Here is a 15,347-nt window from a genome sequence, read left to right as displayed (position 1 = left end):
AGTGGGTCGGTCCGGGGTAGACAGTACGGTCGGGCGGGTGACCGACGTCGAAGCCCCCCACCTGAACGTCACCCGGACCGCCTACGACACCGTGGCCGTCGACTACGCCGAGCTGCTACGGGACGAGCTGGCCGGCAAGCCGCTGGAGCGGGCGATGCTCGCGGCCTTCGCCGAACTCGTCCGGGCCGACGGCGGCGGACCGGTGGGCGACCTCGGCTGCGGACCCGGCCGGGTCACCGCGCACCTGGCCACGCTCGACCTCGACGCGTTCGGCATCGACCTGTCGCCGGGGATGGTGGCGCAGGCGCGCCGGGACCACCCCGGGCTGCGGTTCGCTGTGGGCACGATCACCGCGCTGGACCTCCCCGACGGCGAACTGGCCGGGGCCCTCGGGTGGTACTCCGTCATCCATACCCCGCCCGCCTCACAGGGGGAGGTGTTCGCCGAGTTCGCCCGGGTGCTGCGGCCCGGCGGGCGGCTGCTGCTCGGCTTCCAGATGGGTGAGGACGAGGGGATCCGGCGGGAGCAGGCCTACGGCCACGAGGTGACGTACGACATCTACCGGCTGAGCCCGGACCGGGTGATCAGGGATCTCGAGGACAACGGCTTCCAGTTGCGCGCCAGGGTGATCCGGGAGCCGGAGGGCTGGGAGCCGACCCAGCAGTGCTACCTGCTGGCGACCCGGGTCTGACGCGGTTCGGCAGACGCGGCTCACCAGATTCGGGTCGTGCGCATTGTCGGGGCATAGGCCACCAGCGGTTTCGCAATGTCAACAACGCATTGACAATCGGGCCGGCGGCGCGGGAAGTGTCGCAGGTATGTCTGCTGCGAACGCAGGGTCGGTTTCCGGGGTGGGCGCCGCGTTCAATGAGGAACGCATGCAGACCACACCCTCCTCGGGTTCCGCCGGACGGCTGGCGTTCGTTCTCGGTACTGTTCCCCGCGCTCGACCCGTCCGGTGACCCCGCGACGCTGTCGTACCCGATCGTCACCGGGCTGCTGCGTGACCAGCTCGGCTTCGACGGGCTGGTCATCACCGACGCGCTCACCATGGCGGGCGTACGCCAGAAGTACGGCGACGCGCGGGTTCCGGTGCTCGCCCTCAAGGCCGGTGTCGACCTGCTGCTGATGCCGCCGCTGATGGACGTCGCGTACAACGCGGTGCTGGGGGCGGTGCGCGACGGCGAGATCGGCGAACAGCGGCTGGACGAGTCGCTGTGCCGGATCCTGCGCTGGAAGTTCGGTTCCGGAATCGTGTGCGACCCGTTCGTCGACGAGAACGAGGTGAACGAGGTCGTGGGAACCCCCGCCCACCTCGCACGCGCCGACGAGATCGCCGACCAGGCGATCACCCTTGTCAAGAACGAAGCCGACCTGCTCCCGCTGTCGGACGACGTGAGCACCGTCCTGGTCACCGGCAGCGGTGCGACGGCCCTGCAGAACTCGTCGCCACCGGCACCCCGGTGATCGCGATCGCCATCTCCGCGCCGTACGACGTCGCCCATTTCACCGAGGTGACGACCTACCTCGCCGGTTACGCAGGGAACGCGGTGACGTCGAAGGCCTGTGCGCGGGTGCTGTTCGGTGAGGTGAACCCGCGCGGGAAGCTGCCGGTCTCCATCCCGACCGCGGCCGATCCCGACGTGACGTTGTATTCGTACGGATGGGGCCTGTCGTACGACCCGGTGATCATGTCAACGCTTCGTTGACGCTGAAGGACGTCACGGCCGGAAGCGCACCTCGGGGTATCTCCGCGACGGGCCGTCGAGCAGCGGTCGATGCCGCCCGCGCAGGTGCTGGTCGAAGAACGCACCGACGTACTCGTTCGTGATCCGTACCGCGCGGTCTCCGGCGACCGTCTGCCCGAGGTCGAGGCCGAGCTGGTCGGCCAGCGTCGCGTAGTCGGTGAACGAGAAGTGCACTGCGCCGCCGACGGTGATCCACCGCTTCCATCCGGTCAGCCGCCGCCAGTCCCGGTCCCAGGTGGTGTCCGCACCTCCCGGCGAGTGACCGTCCTCGGTTCCCACGAACAAGAACGGCACGTCCAAGCCGCTCTCGGGCAGCGGATCGAACTGCGTGCCGTCCAGGTTCACCACTGCCCGCACGCGTGGGTCGCGGGCCGCGGTGGTCCCGCCGGACGCGCCGCCGATGGAGTGGCCGGCCATCCCGATCCGCGAGGGGTCGATCAGCCCGGAGAGCGGCCAGGCCGGGTGCGGGCCGACGAGTTCGTCCAGGGCGAACGAGACGTCGGCGGCCCGTCCCAGGACGACCTGCCGCGGATCCAGGTCCTCCCTCTCACATGCCACGCAGGTGGTGACGTGACCGTCCGGGAAGGTCGTGGCCACCGACTCGTACGTGTGCTCCACCGTGGCGACGACGTAGCCGCTGCTCGCGAGATCCTCCGCCAGGGCCGTCAGCGAGGTCCGCGGAAAGCTGAAGCCGGGGGAGAGGACGACCAGCGGGTAGGTGTGCCGGCCGGCCCGGGGCGCCGCGCCGGAACGGGCGTACGTGTGGACGCTGCTCAGGATGTCCGCGGGTACGTCGGTGATGCCCTGGCTTCGCAGGATCAGCTCGGACTCCCGGGGTGTGACGTACCGCGCGGGAGTAGTCCCCGAGCCCCGTCGCGTTGGGTAGTACATCGAGACCATGAGTTCCCGCGGACCCGACTCGGGCACCCACGGATCCGTTCGGCCGGCGTCGACGAGGTGCAGGGTGTCGGTTCCCACGCCGTACGGACCGGTCGGGCGGGGGAGGGTGAGGGACGGAGCGTGCGGTGGGTCCGCCTGGTGGGCCGGAGTCCCTGCCCGGGCGGGGCCGGGGGCGAGGAGGCCCAGGCTCGCCAGGCCGACGCAGGCGGTGACGGCGGCGCGCCGAAGAGTCGTGGTGATCATGAAGCTCACTCTGACGGAGTGCTACGCCCGCCACATCGTCCGAAGGTCGCGCCGGACCCCCACCCGAAGGTGCGGGTCGCCTCGCCCGCAGCGGGGCTGTGGGGCTGTCGGAGTGGTCGGATCAGGGCCGGTAGTAGCCGTCCACAGACCTTCGGCTCGGCGTCCGGCGGCGGCTCATGGCCGCGGTCGCGCCGATCGCGATCGCACCGGCGGCCATCAGGATCGCGCCCATCGCGTCGTCGGCGATGTACGGGAGGTCCGCGTCGACCGCGAAGTACAGAACGGCGCCGGCGGCGATCAGCAGGATGCCGGTCCCCACCCCTGCCTCGGGGCGGTCCGCACGCAGGACCGCCGCCACGATCACGACGGCCAGGCCGGCCAGCAACAGGATCAGCCCGAGCGCGTCGTCGTCGACGTAGGGAAGATCGACGTCGACCGCGCCGTACAGGATTGCCCCGATCACGATCAGAAAGATGCCGGATCCCAGGCCCATTGCTTCCGTCCTCCACAGGGTTCGGTCACGAGGTCCGGCGGACTCTACCGAGATCCCCGCCGTGCGCCCAGCCCGGGACGCCGACCCCGGTCACGGGCGGTCCGCAAGGGGGTTGGTCGTGCTCGGCGGCTCGCTCACCTAGACTTTCCGGCGGCACACAGAGCGTACGGCGGCATGGCCCCGCTTCACCGCTCGTACGACGGGGGCCGCGCTGGGCGGATGACCAACTGCTCTCGGTGACGAGACACGCCGAAGCACACAGTGACGTCGATGATCGGACAGCGAGGATGACCCCCAACGACCGGGCACAGCCCGGCCCCGACGGCCCCACCGGCGACGCGGAGCGCACGGTGCCGCGGCGCGTGCTCGGTGGCCGGTACGAGCTGCACGAGGAGCTCGGGCGCGGAGGCATGGCCGTGGTGTGGGCGGGTATCGACCTGCGGCTGGGCCGCCGGGTCGCGGTGAAGACCATGCGCCCCGAGCACGCCACCGACTCGACGTTCCAGGCGAGGTTCCGCCGGGAGGCGCAGTCGGCCGCGTCGCTCAACCACCACTCGATCGTCGCGGTCTACGACAACGGCGAGGGCGAGCTGAACGGCGTCTCGGTGCCGTACATCGTGATGGAGTACGTCGAGGGCCGGACGCTGCGCGACATCCTCCACGAGGGCCGGCCCATCCTGCCCGAGCGTGCCCTCGAGGTGGTGGCGGAGGTGCTCGACGCCCTCGAGTACAGCCACCGCGCCGGGATTGTCCACCGCGACGTCAAGCCGGCCAACGTGATGGTCACCCCCGCCGGCGACGTCAAGGTCATGGACTTCGGCATCGCCCGGGCGCTCAGCGACGTCTCGGCCGGGCTCACCCAGACCGCCGCCGTGATCGGCACCGCGCAGTACCTCTCCCCGGAGCAGGCACGCAGTGAGCAGGTCGACGCCCGCAGTGACGTCTACTCCACCGGCTGCCTGCTGTACGAACTCCTCACCGGCCGGCCGCCGTTCGTCGGCGACTCGCCGGTCTCGGTCGCCTATCAGCACGTACGCGAGGAGCCGCGGCCGCCGTCCGCGGTCTCCCCCCGGGTGCCGACGGAGGCCGACCGGATCGCGATGCACGCCCTGCGCAAGAACCCCGCCGACCGCTACCAGAGCGCGGGGCAGATGCGCGCCGACATCCAGCGGGCGCTGGACGGCCGGGACGTCCTCGCCGCGGAGGCGCCGACCGTGGCGGCCGCCGCGGCCGCCCCGGTGCCGGCCGACGCAACCGCGCGGTTCGCGCCCTCGGCCGACCTCGAGCCCGGGTGGGGAGAGACCGCCGAGGAGCGGCGCCCTTCGCCGCACGACCGCGACGGCCGCGACGACCGGGACGACGGGAAGCGCCGGGCGCTGCCGTGGGTGCTCGCCGTGGTGGGGCTGGTCCTGCTCGGGGTGCTCGCCTTCGCGGCGTACCAGCTCATCGACGGCCAGTCGGCGCAGACCACCAGCTCACCCAGCCTGCTCGGCAAGACCGAGTCCCAGGCAAAGGCGATCCTGGCGGCGAAGAACCTCAAGCTGGGCGACACCACGGACAAGCCGAGTGACGACGCCCCGAAGGGCGAGATCATCGCCCAGGATCCCGCGCCCGGAGGCTCGGTGCGCGTCGGCGGCGCGGTCGACGTCACGGTGTCCAGCGGGAAGCCGGAGGTCCGGATCCCGGAGGTGGTGGGTGACCAGATGTCCGAGGCGCGGACGAAGCTGGAGGAGGCCGGGTTCCGCGTCCGGGACAAGGAGGACAAGCAGTCCAGCAAGCCTGGAGGCGAGGTGACCAAGGTGGACCCGCCGGAGGGTTCGCTGGTGCTCAAGAACTCCCTGGTGACGATCTACCACTCCACCGGGCTGACCGAGGTACCCGACGTCACCAAGAAGGACGAGGGCGAGGCGAAGGCGATCCTCGAGGACGCCGGCTTCAAGGTGCGGACGATCCGGGAGGAGAACGCCGACGCCGACCCCGGCACCGTGCTGTCGCAGATTCCCGAGGCCGGTGCGCGCCGGGAAGCCGGGACCCGGGTGACGATCGTGGTGGCGAAGGAGCCCAAGGCCACGTCGGAACCCACCCCGACGGACACGCCGACGCCCACCGACTCCCCGTCCCCGAGCCCGACGCCGACCGACGACAACAACGGCCGGGGACTTCCCGACCTGCCCGGCCTTCCCTGAGGCGATGGCCTGAGCGGATGGCCTGAGCGGATGGCCTGAGCGGATGGCCTGAGCGGACCGCCTGAACGAGCTGACCAGGCGTCCAAGCCGGTCATCCGGCGCTTACTCCCAGCAGTGTGATTGGTGCATACTGTGGCGGCATCACCTCGTACCGCCAGTTCCGCGCTGTCGTCTCATCCCCGTTCTGCTGCTGTTCTGCCGTCGCATCGCCGCTGCCGTCGAGGAGTGTCCATGGGGATCAGCCGCCGTCAGTTGTTGTCGCTCCTGCCGACCGCCGGGCTGGCGACGGCGATCATGCCCGAACGCGCGGGAGCGCAGGCCCTCGTCACCGGTGACGCGGGCGCCGCGCCGGCCGGTCAGACAGACGCGGTGGACGCCGTGGATACCGACGCCGCCCGGCTGCTCGCCAACACCGTCGCGATCTTCGCCGGCGTCGCCGAGACCAACGACCGTCCCGAGGTCGCCGCCAAGCTGGCCGGCATCGACCGGACCGCGCGCACCTGGCTGGCCGCGATGAAGGGCGCCGACGGACCGGGCGATGAGCTGTTCGCCGGTGTCCCGCTGGGCACGAGTGACCCCAACCTCACCGCGTCGTTCCAGCATCTGTACGAGATCGCGCTCGCCACCTGCGTCCAGGGCGGCCCGGCGTCGGACCTGCACGGAAACACCGCGGTGCGGCGCCGGGTGATCGACGGCCTGGCCTGGCTGCACGCGAACTACTACGGCGACCAGGCCAAGGGTTACTACGGCAACTGGTTCAACTGGGAGATCGGCACCTCCACCAACGTCAGCAGGACGCTGGTGCTGCTGGCCGATGAGCTGAGCGCCTACCGTCCCGACCTCACGCGGACGTACGTCGCGTCGATGGACGCCTATCTGCGCAACGGCAAGGACGGCGACGTCGACCTCGACTCCCGCTTCCACACCGGCGCGAACCTCGCCGACATCACCACCAACCGAATCCTGCAGGGCGCGGTGCTCGGCGATCAGGCCCGGGTCGCCAAGGCGCTGTCCGATCAGCTCACGGTCTTCGCCACCGTGGATCCGTACCACCTCCAGCACGGTGTGACCGACGGCTACCACGCCGACGGGTCGTTCATCCAGCACGACTCGGTCGCCTACACCGGTTCCTACGGCAAGGGCCTGTTGACACGGGTCGTGCAGACGCTGAAGATCCTCGACGGCACCGGCTACGTCCGCGGCGACGACCTCGTCTCGGTGGTCGAAGGCTGGGTGCGCAACGGGTTCGCCCCGCTGATCTTCGAGGGCTGGATGATGGAGGTGGTCAAGGGCCGGGCGGTCTCCCGGACCACCACCGGGTACGCCGACGTGGCCGTCGTGGTCGAGGCGGTCGTCGACCTGTCGAGCGTCGCCGACGGTGCCGCGGCCGAAGCCTTGAAGGGCTACGTGAAGTTCATCCGCGAGACGTCGCGGGCCGCGCTCGACCCGGCAAAGTTCGTCTCGCCGGTGAGTGTCGCGCGGTACGCCGACATCGTCGCCGACGACTCGACTGAGGCGCAGGACCTCAACCCCGCTTCGCGAAGCGTGGCGTTCAACGCGATGGACCGGCACGTCCACCTGCGTCCCGGCTACGCGTTCGCGCTGGCCCGCAGCTCCGACCGGATCAGCACCTACGAGTACATGAACGGCGAGAACCTCCTGCCGTGGTTCCAAGGCGACGGCGCCTACTACCTCTACCTGTCCGGCCAGGATCAGAGTCAGGCCTACGGCGTCGACTACTTCACCACCGTGTCGCCGTACGCGCTGGCCGGGGTCACCTCGCCGGTCCAGCAGCGGAAGACGATCCCGGAGCTGTACGGAACGCCGTACTACGACAACCCCGACCACCCGCTCAACTTCACCGCGTCGTCGGAGTCGCAGAACACCTACGTCTACTTCCCGCGCGGCACCAACCGGCACTCTGGAGGTGCGACCCTCGGTGCCTACGGCGCGGCCGCGATGATCCAGTCCGACGACGTGGCCTACGCCGCCAAGCAGAAGGGCCTGCTGCCGGACGACTTCGTGGTCTACCAGAACGCCACCGCGCGCAAGTCGTGGTTCATGCTGGACGAGGAGATCGTCGTCCTCGCCGCGGGAGTGGGCGATCCGGCAGGGAGGGCGGTGCTCACCACGGTCGATTCCCGGACCGCCGCGCCGACGGACACGATCACGATCAGCGGCCGGCGGCGGGACGGGGGCGCGTGGGCCGGCGCGGGCACCGCCGACCTGGCGTGGCTGCGGTACGCCAACGCCGACCAGGGGACCTCGGTCGGGTACGTCTTCCTCGACACCACCGGACCGGTCCGCGTCACGTCCGAGCGGGTCACCCGCAGCCTGCGGGTGGTGCGTACCGCCAATCCCGACGCTCCGGTGACCAGGTCGGTGTTCGGCGTCCACCTGGACCACGCGCCCGGAATCGCGCCGTCCTCGCTGGCGTACGCGCTGGTGCCGAACGCCACCGAACGCCAGTTGGGTTCCTACGGCGAGGGACGCGTCGTCGTGGCGGCGAACACCACGCAGGTGCAGGCCGTCCGCCACACCGGGCTCGGGCTGACCGCGGTGAACACCTTCGGTGCGGGCGCGCACAACGTCGCGGGCGTGCGGGTCGACGGTCCGGCGTCGGTGCTGGTGCACAGGCTTCGCTACGGACGGACCGAGGTCGCCGTCGCCGACCCCACCACGGACCGGGCCACGATCACGGTGGTGCTGCGCGGCCGGCCGCTGACCGCGGTCGCGCCGGCCGAGGGCGTCCGGGTGAGCCCAGTCGCGGGCGGAACCCGGCTGGACGTGGATACCTCCCAGCTGTATGGCGGCAGCCGCACGGTCACCCTGGCCGCGGGCGGCCAGCGGGAGTCGATCGCCTCGTTGTAGGCGTTGCGTAGCGCCACCTCGAGGTAGCCGATGTCACGCAATACGGCCGCCGCCGACCCCAGCGCCCACTGGCAGCAGTCAGCACGACTACGAGTGGATGGTCGCCGCTGACACGCATTGAACTTCGAGGTGGGGCGTCGTCGGAGCTCCCATCCGGCGTACTCCGGGATGCATGGATAGGGCTTGACTTATATAAGTCCAGCGTGAAACGCTGCTGACGCGCAGCGTCGCCCGGCGCTGGCTAGACGTTGTTTCGACCTGGAGGAGAGCGGCTCGCCATGATCGTCAGCACACAGAAGATCACGACGTTCCTCATGTTCACCGGACAGGCCGAGGAGGCGATGACCTTCTACACCTCGCTGTTCCCCGACTCCGAGGTCCGGTCGGTGACCCGCTACGGCGCCGACGGCCAAGGCGCCGAGGGGACCGTGCAGCACGCGACGTTCACCCTGGCGGGCCAGGAGTTCATGGCCATCGACAGCCCCGTCGAGCACGCGTTCGGCTTCACCCCGTCGGTCTCGCTGTTCGTGACCTGCGAGAACGAGCAGGAGCTCGACCGGCTGTTCGCCACGCTGTCGGAGAAGGGGCAGACCCTGATGCCGCTGGGTGAGTACGGATTCAGCACGAGGTTCGGCTGGGTGAACGACAGGTTCGGCGTCTCCTGGCAGCTCAACCTGCCCTGACGTTCGCTACGGATCCTGCGAGTCAGGGCCTCGGGCGTAGCCCGTCGAGGATGAGCTGGGCAAGGTGTGCCGGCCCAACTGATCGATCGCGACGGCGAGATACAGCGATTCCTTGCTGGGAAAGTGCCGGTGGACCGTGCCCGGTCCGACCCCGGCACGGCGGGCGATCTCGTCCAGGGAGACGCCGAGGCTGTTACTGGCGAACAAGCGCTGAGCGGTCCGCAGGACCTGGTCGCGATTACGACGGGCGTCCGCCCGCAAGGCGGGGCGGCGCACCGATTATCCGGTGCGCCGCTCACGACGACCGGCCCGGCCGCGTCCGCTCGGCGCCACCGGGTTCGGGGCGGGTAAGAACGCCTGGCGCATGCTCGTCGCGCGCTTTCCCGGCATGCGCAGAAAAGCGCCCTCGGGGTGGGATCGCCGGACAGTCCCTAAGCCTGGGTGAGTTCGGCCATGGCCTCCTCGACGTCGAGGTCGCCGCGTGCCACCGCGTCCAGCAGTTGGCGCCGCCTGGTCTGCCGGTCGACCGGCGGGGCGGTGGCCACGCCGAGCGCGGTGAGGAGTTCGTCCAGCCGGGCACGTGCGGTCGGATAACTCACGCCCAGGTGGCGTTCGAGCTCCTTGGTGTTGCCGCGGGCGGCGAGGAACACTCGCAGCAGGTCGCGCTGGGCGTCGTCGAGGGCGCAGAACTCGCAGTGCCGGAAGTGACCGCGCACCTCGGTGTCACATCGGTCGCAGTGCAGGCCCGAGACTGACAGTGGCGCCTGGCAGGTGGGGCAGGCGCTCGGCGGTGTGTGCTGGGTGTGCTGCGTCTGCTGGGTACGCGTCGCCATCGGCTCAGCCCACCCTGACCGAGACCTCGGCGAGGTTGCCGTCGATGTGGAGACTTGCGGAGCCCGTGCCGAGCACGTACTCGCCCCTGCCGGTCTTGTTCAGGCGTTGGTCCATGTCGTACTCCGCCGGGCATCGCACGACGACGCGCACGTCGGACTCGGGGGAGAGGACGACCTCGACCCGACCGGCGTTGGCCTCGATGTGGGAGTCGCCTTCGGTCAGCGCGGCCTCCAGCCGGACGTCGCCCACATTGAACTCGCCGTGGAAGGATCCGCTGAGCCCGCGGACCAGGGCGTCGCCGCCGTTGAGCTCGAGGTGCAGCTGAGCATTGGCCGGTACGACGAGGAGGGTGTCGTCGCCGACCTGGCCCTCCACGTGCACGTCGTCGCCGTCCCGCTCGATCGAGCCGCGGTACGGACCCTCGAACCAGACGTCGTCGGCTTCCTTGTCGCCGGCGACCTCGATCGTGCCGGCGGCGTTCAGACTGGCGTGCACCGTCAGGCTCGACCGATCGGAACCCAACCGACCAGTGTTCGGCCGTTCGATGGCCGGGGGCGCGGCGGGTGTGGGGGGAACTGCCGGCGTCGGGGGTGCTGGTGGCGCGGTCGGTGTCGAGGGAGTGACAGGCGCGGGTGGAACGACGGCTTCCGGCGGAACGGGCACCGGGCTGGCGGCCTCCACGGTAGCCGGAGCCACGGGGACCGGCGGGTCGCTCGGTGGCGCCGGTTCGCCTACCGTCGAGGGGTCGGTCCGGCTCGGCTGCTGGCTCGGGTCGAGGGCCGCCAACTCACGCTCGGCGTCCTCGGGCGAGATCTCGCCCCGGGCCACCCTCTCCAGAATTGATCTCTGCTGTGCGATCGTCATGGCAGGTAGTAAAGCGTGAATTTCCAGATTGTCAACCAATCGCCCCGGTGACTTGCCACCCTGTCGAACTCGGCGTCTTCGCTGCGGCTACGACCGCGCTCGGGACCGGTTCGGGTCCGTGCCCAGCTCGGAGAGGTTCATCGCCACCGCGTTACGGGCGGCCGGGATCCGGTCGAGGACCCGCAGTCCGGCGTTACGGACCATCTGCAGCGGCCGGCTCCGTGTCGTGGCGAGGCGCGTCAGCCGGTCGGTCATCGTGAGCACGGAGGCGGCGACCGGTCGGCGTTCGGCCTCGTACGCGTCAAGATCTCCTTGACGGGTGTCGTCGTCGACCAGGGCGCTCAGGTGACCGGCCAGGGCGACGGCGTCCTGGATGCCGGTGTTCATTCCCTGCCCACCGGCCGGACTGTGCACGTGGGCGGCGTCGCCGGCGAGGGCCAGCCGGCCCGCGTGGTAGCGGTCGGCCAGCCGGTGGTGCACGCGGAACCGCGAGCCCCACACCACCTCCCGTACGGACGCAGGCGTTCGCTGGGGCCCGCGTGCGTCCAGAATGGCCTGAACGTCGTCTCGCGTGGGGTGCTCGGGCGCGGGATCGAGGGGTGCGACGACCCGGTGCCGCCCGCCTGGCAGCGGTGCCACGACCAGCAGGCCGTCGGCGTCGAAGAAGAGTTGGGTCTCGTCGGTGGGCAGATCCCACTCCAGGTGGACGTCCGCGAGCACGAACGACTCGGCGTAGGCCGTACCGGGGAAGCCGATGCCCGCCTGCGCGCGCACTGTGCTGTGCATGCCGTCCGTACCGACGACGTACGAAGCCCGGACCGTCCGGCCGTCCTCCATGGTGGCGACGACGTGGTCGGTGACCTGCTTGACGTCGACGACCTGGACTCCGTAGTGCACCCGGCCGCCGAGTTGGCGCAGCCGGTCGGTCAGGACTCGTTCGGTGAGGTCCTGCGAAATCATCAGCGTGTACGGATGAGCGCTCGGCAGCCGGCCGAAGTCGACCGACAGCAGGGTCCGGTCGCGGTCGCGCACGGTGAACCGGGGTGCGACCAGGCCGAGCCGAAGCAACTCGTCGTTGACACCGAGGTCGGTGAGGACCTCCAGGGTGCGGGCGTGGATCACCGCGGCCCGGGAGGTGTCGGCGGGTCCGGCCTGCTGGTCGACGACGGTCGCGTCCACGCCGCGAGCCCGCAGGGCGACGGCCAGGGTCTGGCCGACCGGTCCGCCGCCGACGACGAGAACCTCGGTGGAGGTGGGCAGAGGGGCGTCGGTGGAGTGGGGGAGGGAGTCCACGGTTTGCCTCCAAAGGGTCCGGCAGAAGTCCAACAAATGTTTGCCAACGCTTGTTGACTTCACGGTAGCTCGGCGCGAGTGGATTGCCAACACCTGTTGGCCTACCTTTGTGGGCATGGCCTTCACCACACGCTCGGACCGGACCCGGGAAGCGATCCTGCGGGCGGCCCGCCGCCGGTTCGCGGCGGAAGGGTACGAACGCACCACCATCAGGGCCGTGGCCGCCGACGCGGGCATCGACCCCTCGATGGTGATGCGCTACTACGGCTCCAAGGACGGGTTGTTCGCGGTGGCGGCCGAGATCGACCTGCAGTTGCCCGACCTGTCCGAAGGTCCTCGGAAGTCCGCGGGGGAGCGGTTCGTCCGGCACTTCTTCGAACGCTGGGAGGGCGAACTCGCCGACGGCGTGCTGGTGGTGGCGTTCCGGTCGGCGGCGACCAACGAGGCGGCCGCGGCGAAGCTGAGCGAGGTGTTCGGTGGGCAGGTGCGGGTGGCGCTGGCCCGGGTGGTGGCCGACCCGGGCGAGGCGCCGGCCCGCGCCGCGCTGGTGACCTCCCAACTGCTGGGGATCGCCATGTGCCGTTACGTTCTCAAGCTGCCGCCGATGGTGGCGATGGACACCGAAGCACTGGTCGCCTCCGTCGCACCCACGGTGCAGCGCTATCTCACCGGTCCCTTGCCGACCTGACCCTCACGCCGGGTTCTTCCGCGCGGTCAGCAGCGCGAACGTCAGGAACTCGCCACCGTCGGCTTCCAGCATGGAGTTGACGCTCTCGACGGCGACCCGATCGGCGTTCGTGGCCCGGGTCAGTACGGCCCGGCCCCACGTCAGCCAGTCGTTCCACCCGCTCGGCTGCACCCGCGCCGAGGTGATGGTGACCAGGTCGGTGAGCTCCCACTGGAACCGCCACCAGTCCACGGTGTGCCAGGCGAGCGCCTCCCAGCCGACACACGCCCTGATGTGTGGCGGGATCGCGCCGAGGTCGCGGATCTCGCGGGTCATGGCGGGGGTGGCGACGCCGAAGTGCCCACCTGGCTTGAGGAAACCGAGGATGTACGCGAGGTAGTTGTCAGCTGTGCCGAAGTACTCGTACGCGTCGACACACACGATCGCGTCGAAGGACTCGGGCTCGAAGGGCAGGGCGTGCGCCTCGGCGTGAACCGCGCGTACCTTGTCGGTGACCCCGGCCGCGGTGAAGACCTCGGTCGCAGTCTCCGGGGTGACCCACAGGTCGGCGGCGACGACCTCGACGCCGAACTCCCGCGCTAGGAACACCGACGTCGCGCCCTTCCCCGAGCCGAGGTCGAGCACCCTCATCCCGGGACGCAGGTCCAGGTCGCGCGCGAGATCCTCCAGCAGCCACAGGGGATGCGGGCCCATGTCCAAGGACAGCACCCATTCCGGGTCGTACTTGGAGGAGAGCGGGTAGTCCGCCGGGCGTACGAGTGCGTCGAGTTCGGCTGTCATCGGCACGTACCCAAGCACTGCTTCCGACGCCACCGCAACAGCTTTCCGGCCGATGTCAGACCAGCGTCCGCCGCAGATCGTGCCACTGCCGGCTGAACGGAACGAACGGCCCGGGACGGACGAACTGGCGTACCCGGTCGTTGCCGCGCAGGTAGATCTCCTCGGGCAACCAGGTGGAGTGCACGTCGCCGAACGTGCGGATGTCGGCGGCCAGGTCGAGGTCGTCGATCGCGAGCGGGCTCACCGAGCGGTAGCCGTCCAGGAAGGCGGAGCAGAGGCCGGGCGCGAGAAGCAGCGAGTAGTGGAACGCCCGCAGGATCTCCTCGGCCGGCCAGCGCACCTCGGCCTTCTCCCAGTCGATCACCGCGGCCACCCGTACGTCGGTCCCGTCACCGGTGAAGAACAGGTTGGTCTCCTGGTAGTCGCCGTGGGTCAGCCGGGCCGCACCGGCCGGCGCCTCGGGCAGCGCGAGCCGGCCGCCCTCCGACGCGAGCAAGGCCATCTTGCTGCGCAGCCGGTCCAGCGCCCAGGCGTCGCACTGGTCGAAGCTCTCCCGGCGTTCGATCAGCGCGGCGAGATCCGCCATCCGCCGCAGGGTCTCCTCCGGGGACGGCGTGGGGTTCACCTTGGCCGGCGGGAGGTCGGGCACGTCGGCCAGCGCGCGATGGATGTGGGCCAGCGTCGCGCCCATCGCCCGGGCATGAGCCGGCCGCAGCCGCGTGCGATCGACCTGCTCGCCGTCGGCGTAGGTGAACAACGAGAACCACCGGCCGTCGTGCCCGACGACGAGCTCACCGTCCGGCGTGGTGATGGCGGCGGGCACCGACACGCCACCCGCGCGGGCATGGGCGATGACCTCGTGCTCCCACTCGACCTGGCTGCGGTCGGTGCGGCGGTGGCGGCGGAGCACGACCCGGCGGCGCGCGGTGGTGACGACGTAGGTGTCGTTCATCGTGCCGGACTCGGTGCGCTCGATCGAGTCGGCGGGCTCGAGTCCCCAGTGGTCGAGGACCGGGTGGAGCTCGGAGCTCACTACAGCGGCTGGCCGGTGTAGAAGGCGGTGGTGCGGGCGGCCGACTCGGCCGCGGTCGCCTCGTCCTCGCCGTTCGCGGCGTTGGCCGTGCCCCACCGCTCGCTCGAGGAGGCGATGAACTTCCGGCCTTCCTCCGACAGCGGCCAGGCCGCCGCCTCCTCCGGGTCGAGGTCGCCGGCCCCGGACAGGTGCGTGGCCAGGCCGAGCAGGGCGAGGTCCCAGCCGACGCCCACGGCCCCCGGGCCGAACTGCTTCCAGCGGCCGGGATCGACGTGGGCGGAGTGCTCGAGGTCGAGCCGGGTCCGCCCCGGTGCCTCCTCGGTGAGCCGGACCTCCAGCCAGGTGACCTCCTCGGCGGACTCCCAGGTGGCCGCGAGATGTGACGGCGGCGTGCACGCGAGGATCTCGCCCGAGGCGTTCCCCTCGAGGTGGTAACGCCCGCCGACCCGCAGGTCGCCGGTGACAGGAAGGAACCAGCGGGGGAGCCGCGCGGGATTGGTGAGCGCGTCCCACACGTCGTCGACGGCGTTGTCGTAGGTCTGGCTGATGGCCACCACCCGGGTCGGAGCGCCGTCGCGGGTGCCGCTGCGGACGGTGCGGTCGACCGCGCCGAGCTGGTGGGTCACGTCGTCGATCACGGCGCCTCCTTCGACTCCTGCCGCGGACTTGGCCCCCCAGTCCCGCGGACCCTGGAAGCTGCACTGTATAGGTCATAGTGATCCTTCGCCCGC

Annotated in this window: 16 protein-coding genes; 7 read left to right on the top strand and 9 right to left on the bottom strand. The window is 70.5% G+C overall.

Features of this window, described 5'->3' with window-relative positions; translation table 11 throughout:
* Window positions 1-37: 37 nt before the first annotated feature.
* The 3 genes from ABZV93_RS23865 (at window position 38) to ABZV93_RS23855 (ending at window position 1,709) form a co-directional block, all read left to right on the top strand.
* A complete protein-coding gene (locus tag ABZV93_RS23865; RefSeq protein WP_354939808.1) occupies window positions 38-691 on the top strand; it encodes a methyltransferase domain-containing protein in 654 nt (217 codons plus the stop codon).
* Window positions 692-867: 176 nt separating this feature from the next.
* On the top strand, window positions 868-1,467 hold the full coding sequence (locus ABZV93_RS23860; protein WP_354939806.1) for a glycoside hydrolase family 3 N-terminal domain-containing protein: 600 nt from the start codon (window positions 868-870) through the stop codon (window positions 1,465-1,467).
* Window positions 1,464-1,709 (top strand): glycoside hydrolase family 3 C-terminal domain-containing protein, encoded by a 246-nt coding sequence (locus tag ABZV93_RS23855; protein ID WP_354939804.1) that lies wholly within the window; start codon window positions 1,464-1,466, stop codon window positions 1,707-1,709. Before ABZV93_RS23860 ends, ABZV93_RS23855 begins: the two co-directional genes overlap by 4 nt.
* Window positions 1,710-1,721: 12 nt before the next feature.
* Here ABZV93_RS23855 and ABZV93_RS23850 read toward each other — a convergent pair whose 3' ends face one another.
* Entirely contained in the window at window positions 1,722-2,891 is a 1,170-nt protein-coding gene (locus tag ABZV93_RS23850) for a lipase (protein WP_354939802.1), read from the bottom strand.
* A 121-nt stretch (window positions 2,892-3,012) separates the two neighbouring features.
* A complete protein-coding gene (locus tag ABZV93_RS23845) occupies window positions 3,013-3,384 on the bottom strand; it encodes a DUF6458 family protein (protein WP_354939800.1) in 372 nt (123 codons plus the stop codon).
* Window positions 3,385-3,671: 287 nt separating this feature from the next.
* Here ABZV93_RS23845 and pknB point away from each other — a divergent pair, with 287 nt between their 5' ends.
* The 3 genes from pknB (at window position 3,672) to ABZV93_RS23830 (ending at window position 9,124) form a co-directional block, all read left to right on the top strand.
* Window positions 3,672-5,570 (top strand): Stk1 family PASTA domain-containing Ser/Thr kinase, encoded by a 1,899-nt coding sequence (pknB, locus tag ABZV93_RS23840; protein WP_354939798.1) that lies wholly within the window; start codon window positions 3,672-3,674, stop codon window positions 5,568-5,570.
* A 231-nt stretch (window positions 5,571-5,801) separates the two neighbouring features.
* A complete protein-coding gene (locus ABZV93_RS23835; protein WP_354939796.1) occupies window positions 5,802-8,441 on the top strand; it encodes a polysaccharide lyase family 8 super-sandwich domain-containing protein in 2,640 nt (879 codons plus the stop codon).
* A 278-nt stretch (window positions 8,442-8,719) separates the two neighbouring features.
* A complete protein-coding gene (locus ABZV93_RS23830) occupies window positions 8,720-9,124 on the top strand; it encodes a VOC family protein (protein ID WP_354939795.1) in 405 nt (134 codons plus the stop codon).
* A 6-nt stretch (window positions 9,125-9,130) separates the two neighbouring features.
* Here the strand turns inward: ABZV93_RS23830 and ABZV93_RS23825 are convergent, their stop codons facing one another.
* The 4 genes from ABZV93_RS23825 to ABZV93_RS23810 form a co-directional block, all read right to left on the bottom strand.
* Entirely contained in the window at window positions 9,131-9,400 is a 270-nt protein-coding gene (locus ABZV93_RS23825; protein ID WP_354939794.1) for a helix-turn-helix domain-containing protein, read from the bottom strand.
* 155 nt (window positions 9,401-9,555) lie between these two features.
* Complete coding sequence (locus ABZV93_RS23820) at window positions 9,556-9,957, bottom strand: DUF2089 domain-containing protein (RefSeq protein ID WP_354939792.1); 402 nt, start codon at window positions 9,955-9,957, stop codon at window positions 9,556-9,558.
* Window positions 9,958-9,961: 4 nt separating this feature from the next.
* Entirely contained in the window at window positions 9,962-10,480 is a 519-nt protein-coding gene (locus ABZV93_RS23815; RefSeq protein WP_354939790.1) for a hypothetical protein, read from the bottom strand.
* A gap of 429 nt (window positions 10,481-10,909) precedes the next feature.
* Window positions 10,910-12,115, bottom strand: a complete 1,206-nt coding sequence (locus tag ABZV93_RS23810; protein ID WP_354939788.1) for an FAD-dependent monooxygenase — start codon at window positions 12,113-12,115, stop codon at window positions 10,910-10,912.
* 115 nt (window positions 12,116-12,230) lie between these two features.
* On the opposite strand from ABZV93_RS23810, the gene ABZV93_RS23805 reads away from it, so the two are divergent.
* Window positions 12,231-12,803 carry a TetR family transcriptional regulator gene (locus ABZV93_RS23805; RefSeq protein WP_354939786.1) on the top strand — a complete coding sequence of 191 codons (573 nt, stop codon included), beginning with the start codon at window positions 12,231-12,233 and terminating at the stop codon, window positions 12,801-12,803.
* 3 nt (window positions 12,804-12,806) lie between these two features.
* Here ABZV93_RS23805 and ABZV93_RS23800 read toward each other — a convergent pair whose 3' ends face one another.
* Genes ABZV93_RS23800 through ABZV93_RS23790 form a run of 3 tightly spaced genes read right to left on the bottom strand, consistent with a single transcriptional unit; the run spans window position 12,807 to window position 15,254 of the window.
* Entirely contained in the window at window positions 12,807-13,583 is a 777-nt protein-coding gene (locus ABZV93_RS23800; protein ID WP_354939784.1) for a methyltransferase domain-containing protein, read from the bottom strand.
* A gap of 55 nt (window positions 13,584-13,638) precedes the next feature.
* Window positions 13,639-14,616: a phosphotransferase gene (locus ABZV93_RS23795; protein WP_354939782.1), complete on the bottom strand. Its 978-nt coding sequence runs from the start codon at window positions 14,614-14,616 to the stop codon at window positions 13,639-13,641.
* Entirely contained in the window at window positions 14,616-15,254 is a 639-nt protein-coding gene (locus ABZV93_RS23790; RefSeq protein WP_354939780.1) for an SRPBCC family protein, read from the bottom strand. The genes ABZV93_RS23795 and ABZV93_RS23790 overlap by 1 nt, the downstream gene beginning before the upstream one ends.
* Window positions 15,255-15,347 lie beyond the last annotated feature (93 nt).

The organism is Actinopolymorpha sp. NPDC004070 (genome assembly GCF_040610475.1).
In the GTDB taxonomy this organism is placed as follows: domain Bacteria; phylum Actinomycetota; class Actinomycetes; order Propionibacteriales; family Actinopolymorphaceae; genus Actinopolymorpha.
This window is presented reverse-complemented; position numbering and strand designations above follow the sequence as displayed.

Bases quoted from the DNA above. Each gene is read 5' to 3' on its own strand.
- ABZV93_RS23805 (WP_354939786.1), top strand. From the start codon at position 12,231: ATGGCCTTCACCACACGCTCGGACCGGACCCGGGAAGCGATCCTGCGG.
- ABZV93_RS23845 (WP_354939800.1), bottom strand. From the start codon at position 3,384: ATGGGCCTGGGATCCGGCATCTTTCTGATCGTGATCGGGGCAATCCTG.
- ABZV93_RS23820 (WP_354939792.1), bottom strand. From the start codon at position 9,957: ATGGCGACGCGTACCCAGCAGACGCAGCACACCCAGCACACACCGCCG.
- ABZV93_RS23835 (WP_354939796.1), top strand. From the start codon at position 5,802: ATGGGGATCAGCCGCCGTCAGTTGTTGTCGCTCCTGCCGACCGCCGGG.
- ABZV93_RS23850 (WP_354939802.1), bottom strand. From the start codon at position 2,891: ATGATCACCACGACTCTTCGGCGCGCCGCCGTCACCGCCTGCGTCGGC.
- ABZV93_RS23800 (WP_354939784.1), bottom strand. From the start codon at position 13,583: ATGACAGCCGAACTCGACGCACTCGTACGCCCGGCGGACTACCCGCTC.
- ABZV93_RS23830 (WP_354939795.1), top strand. From the start codon at position 8,720: ATGATCGTCAGCACACAGAAGATCACGACGTTCCTCATGTTCACCGGA.
- pknB (WP_354939798.1), top strand. From the start codon at position 3,672: ATGACCCCCAACGACCGGGCACAGCCCGGCCCCGACGGCCCCACCGGC.
- ABZV93_RS23860 (WP_354939806.1), top strand. From the start codon at position 868: ATGAGGAACGCATGCAGACCACACCCTCCTCGGGTTCCGCCGGACGGC.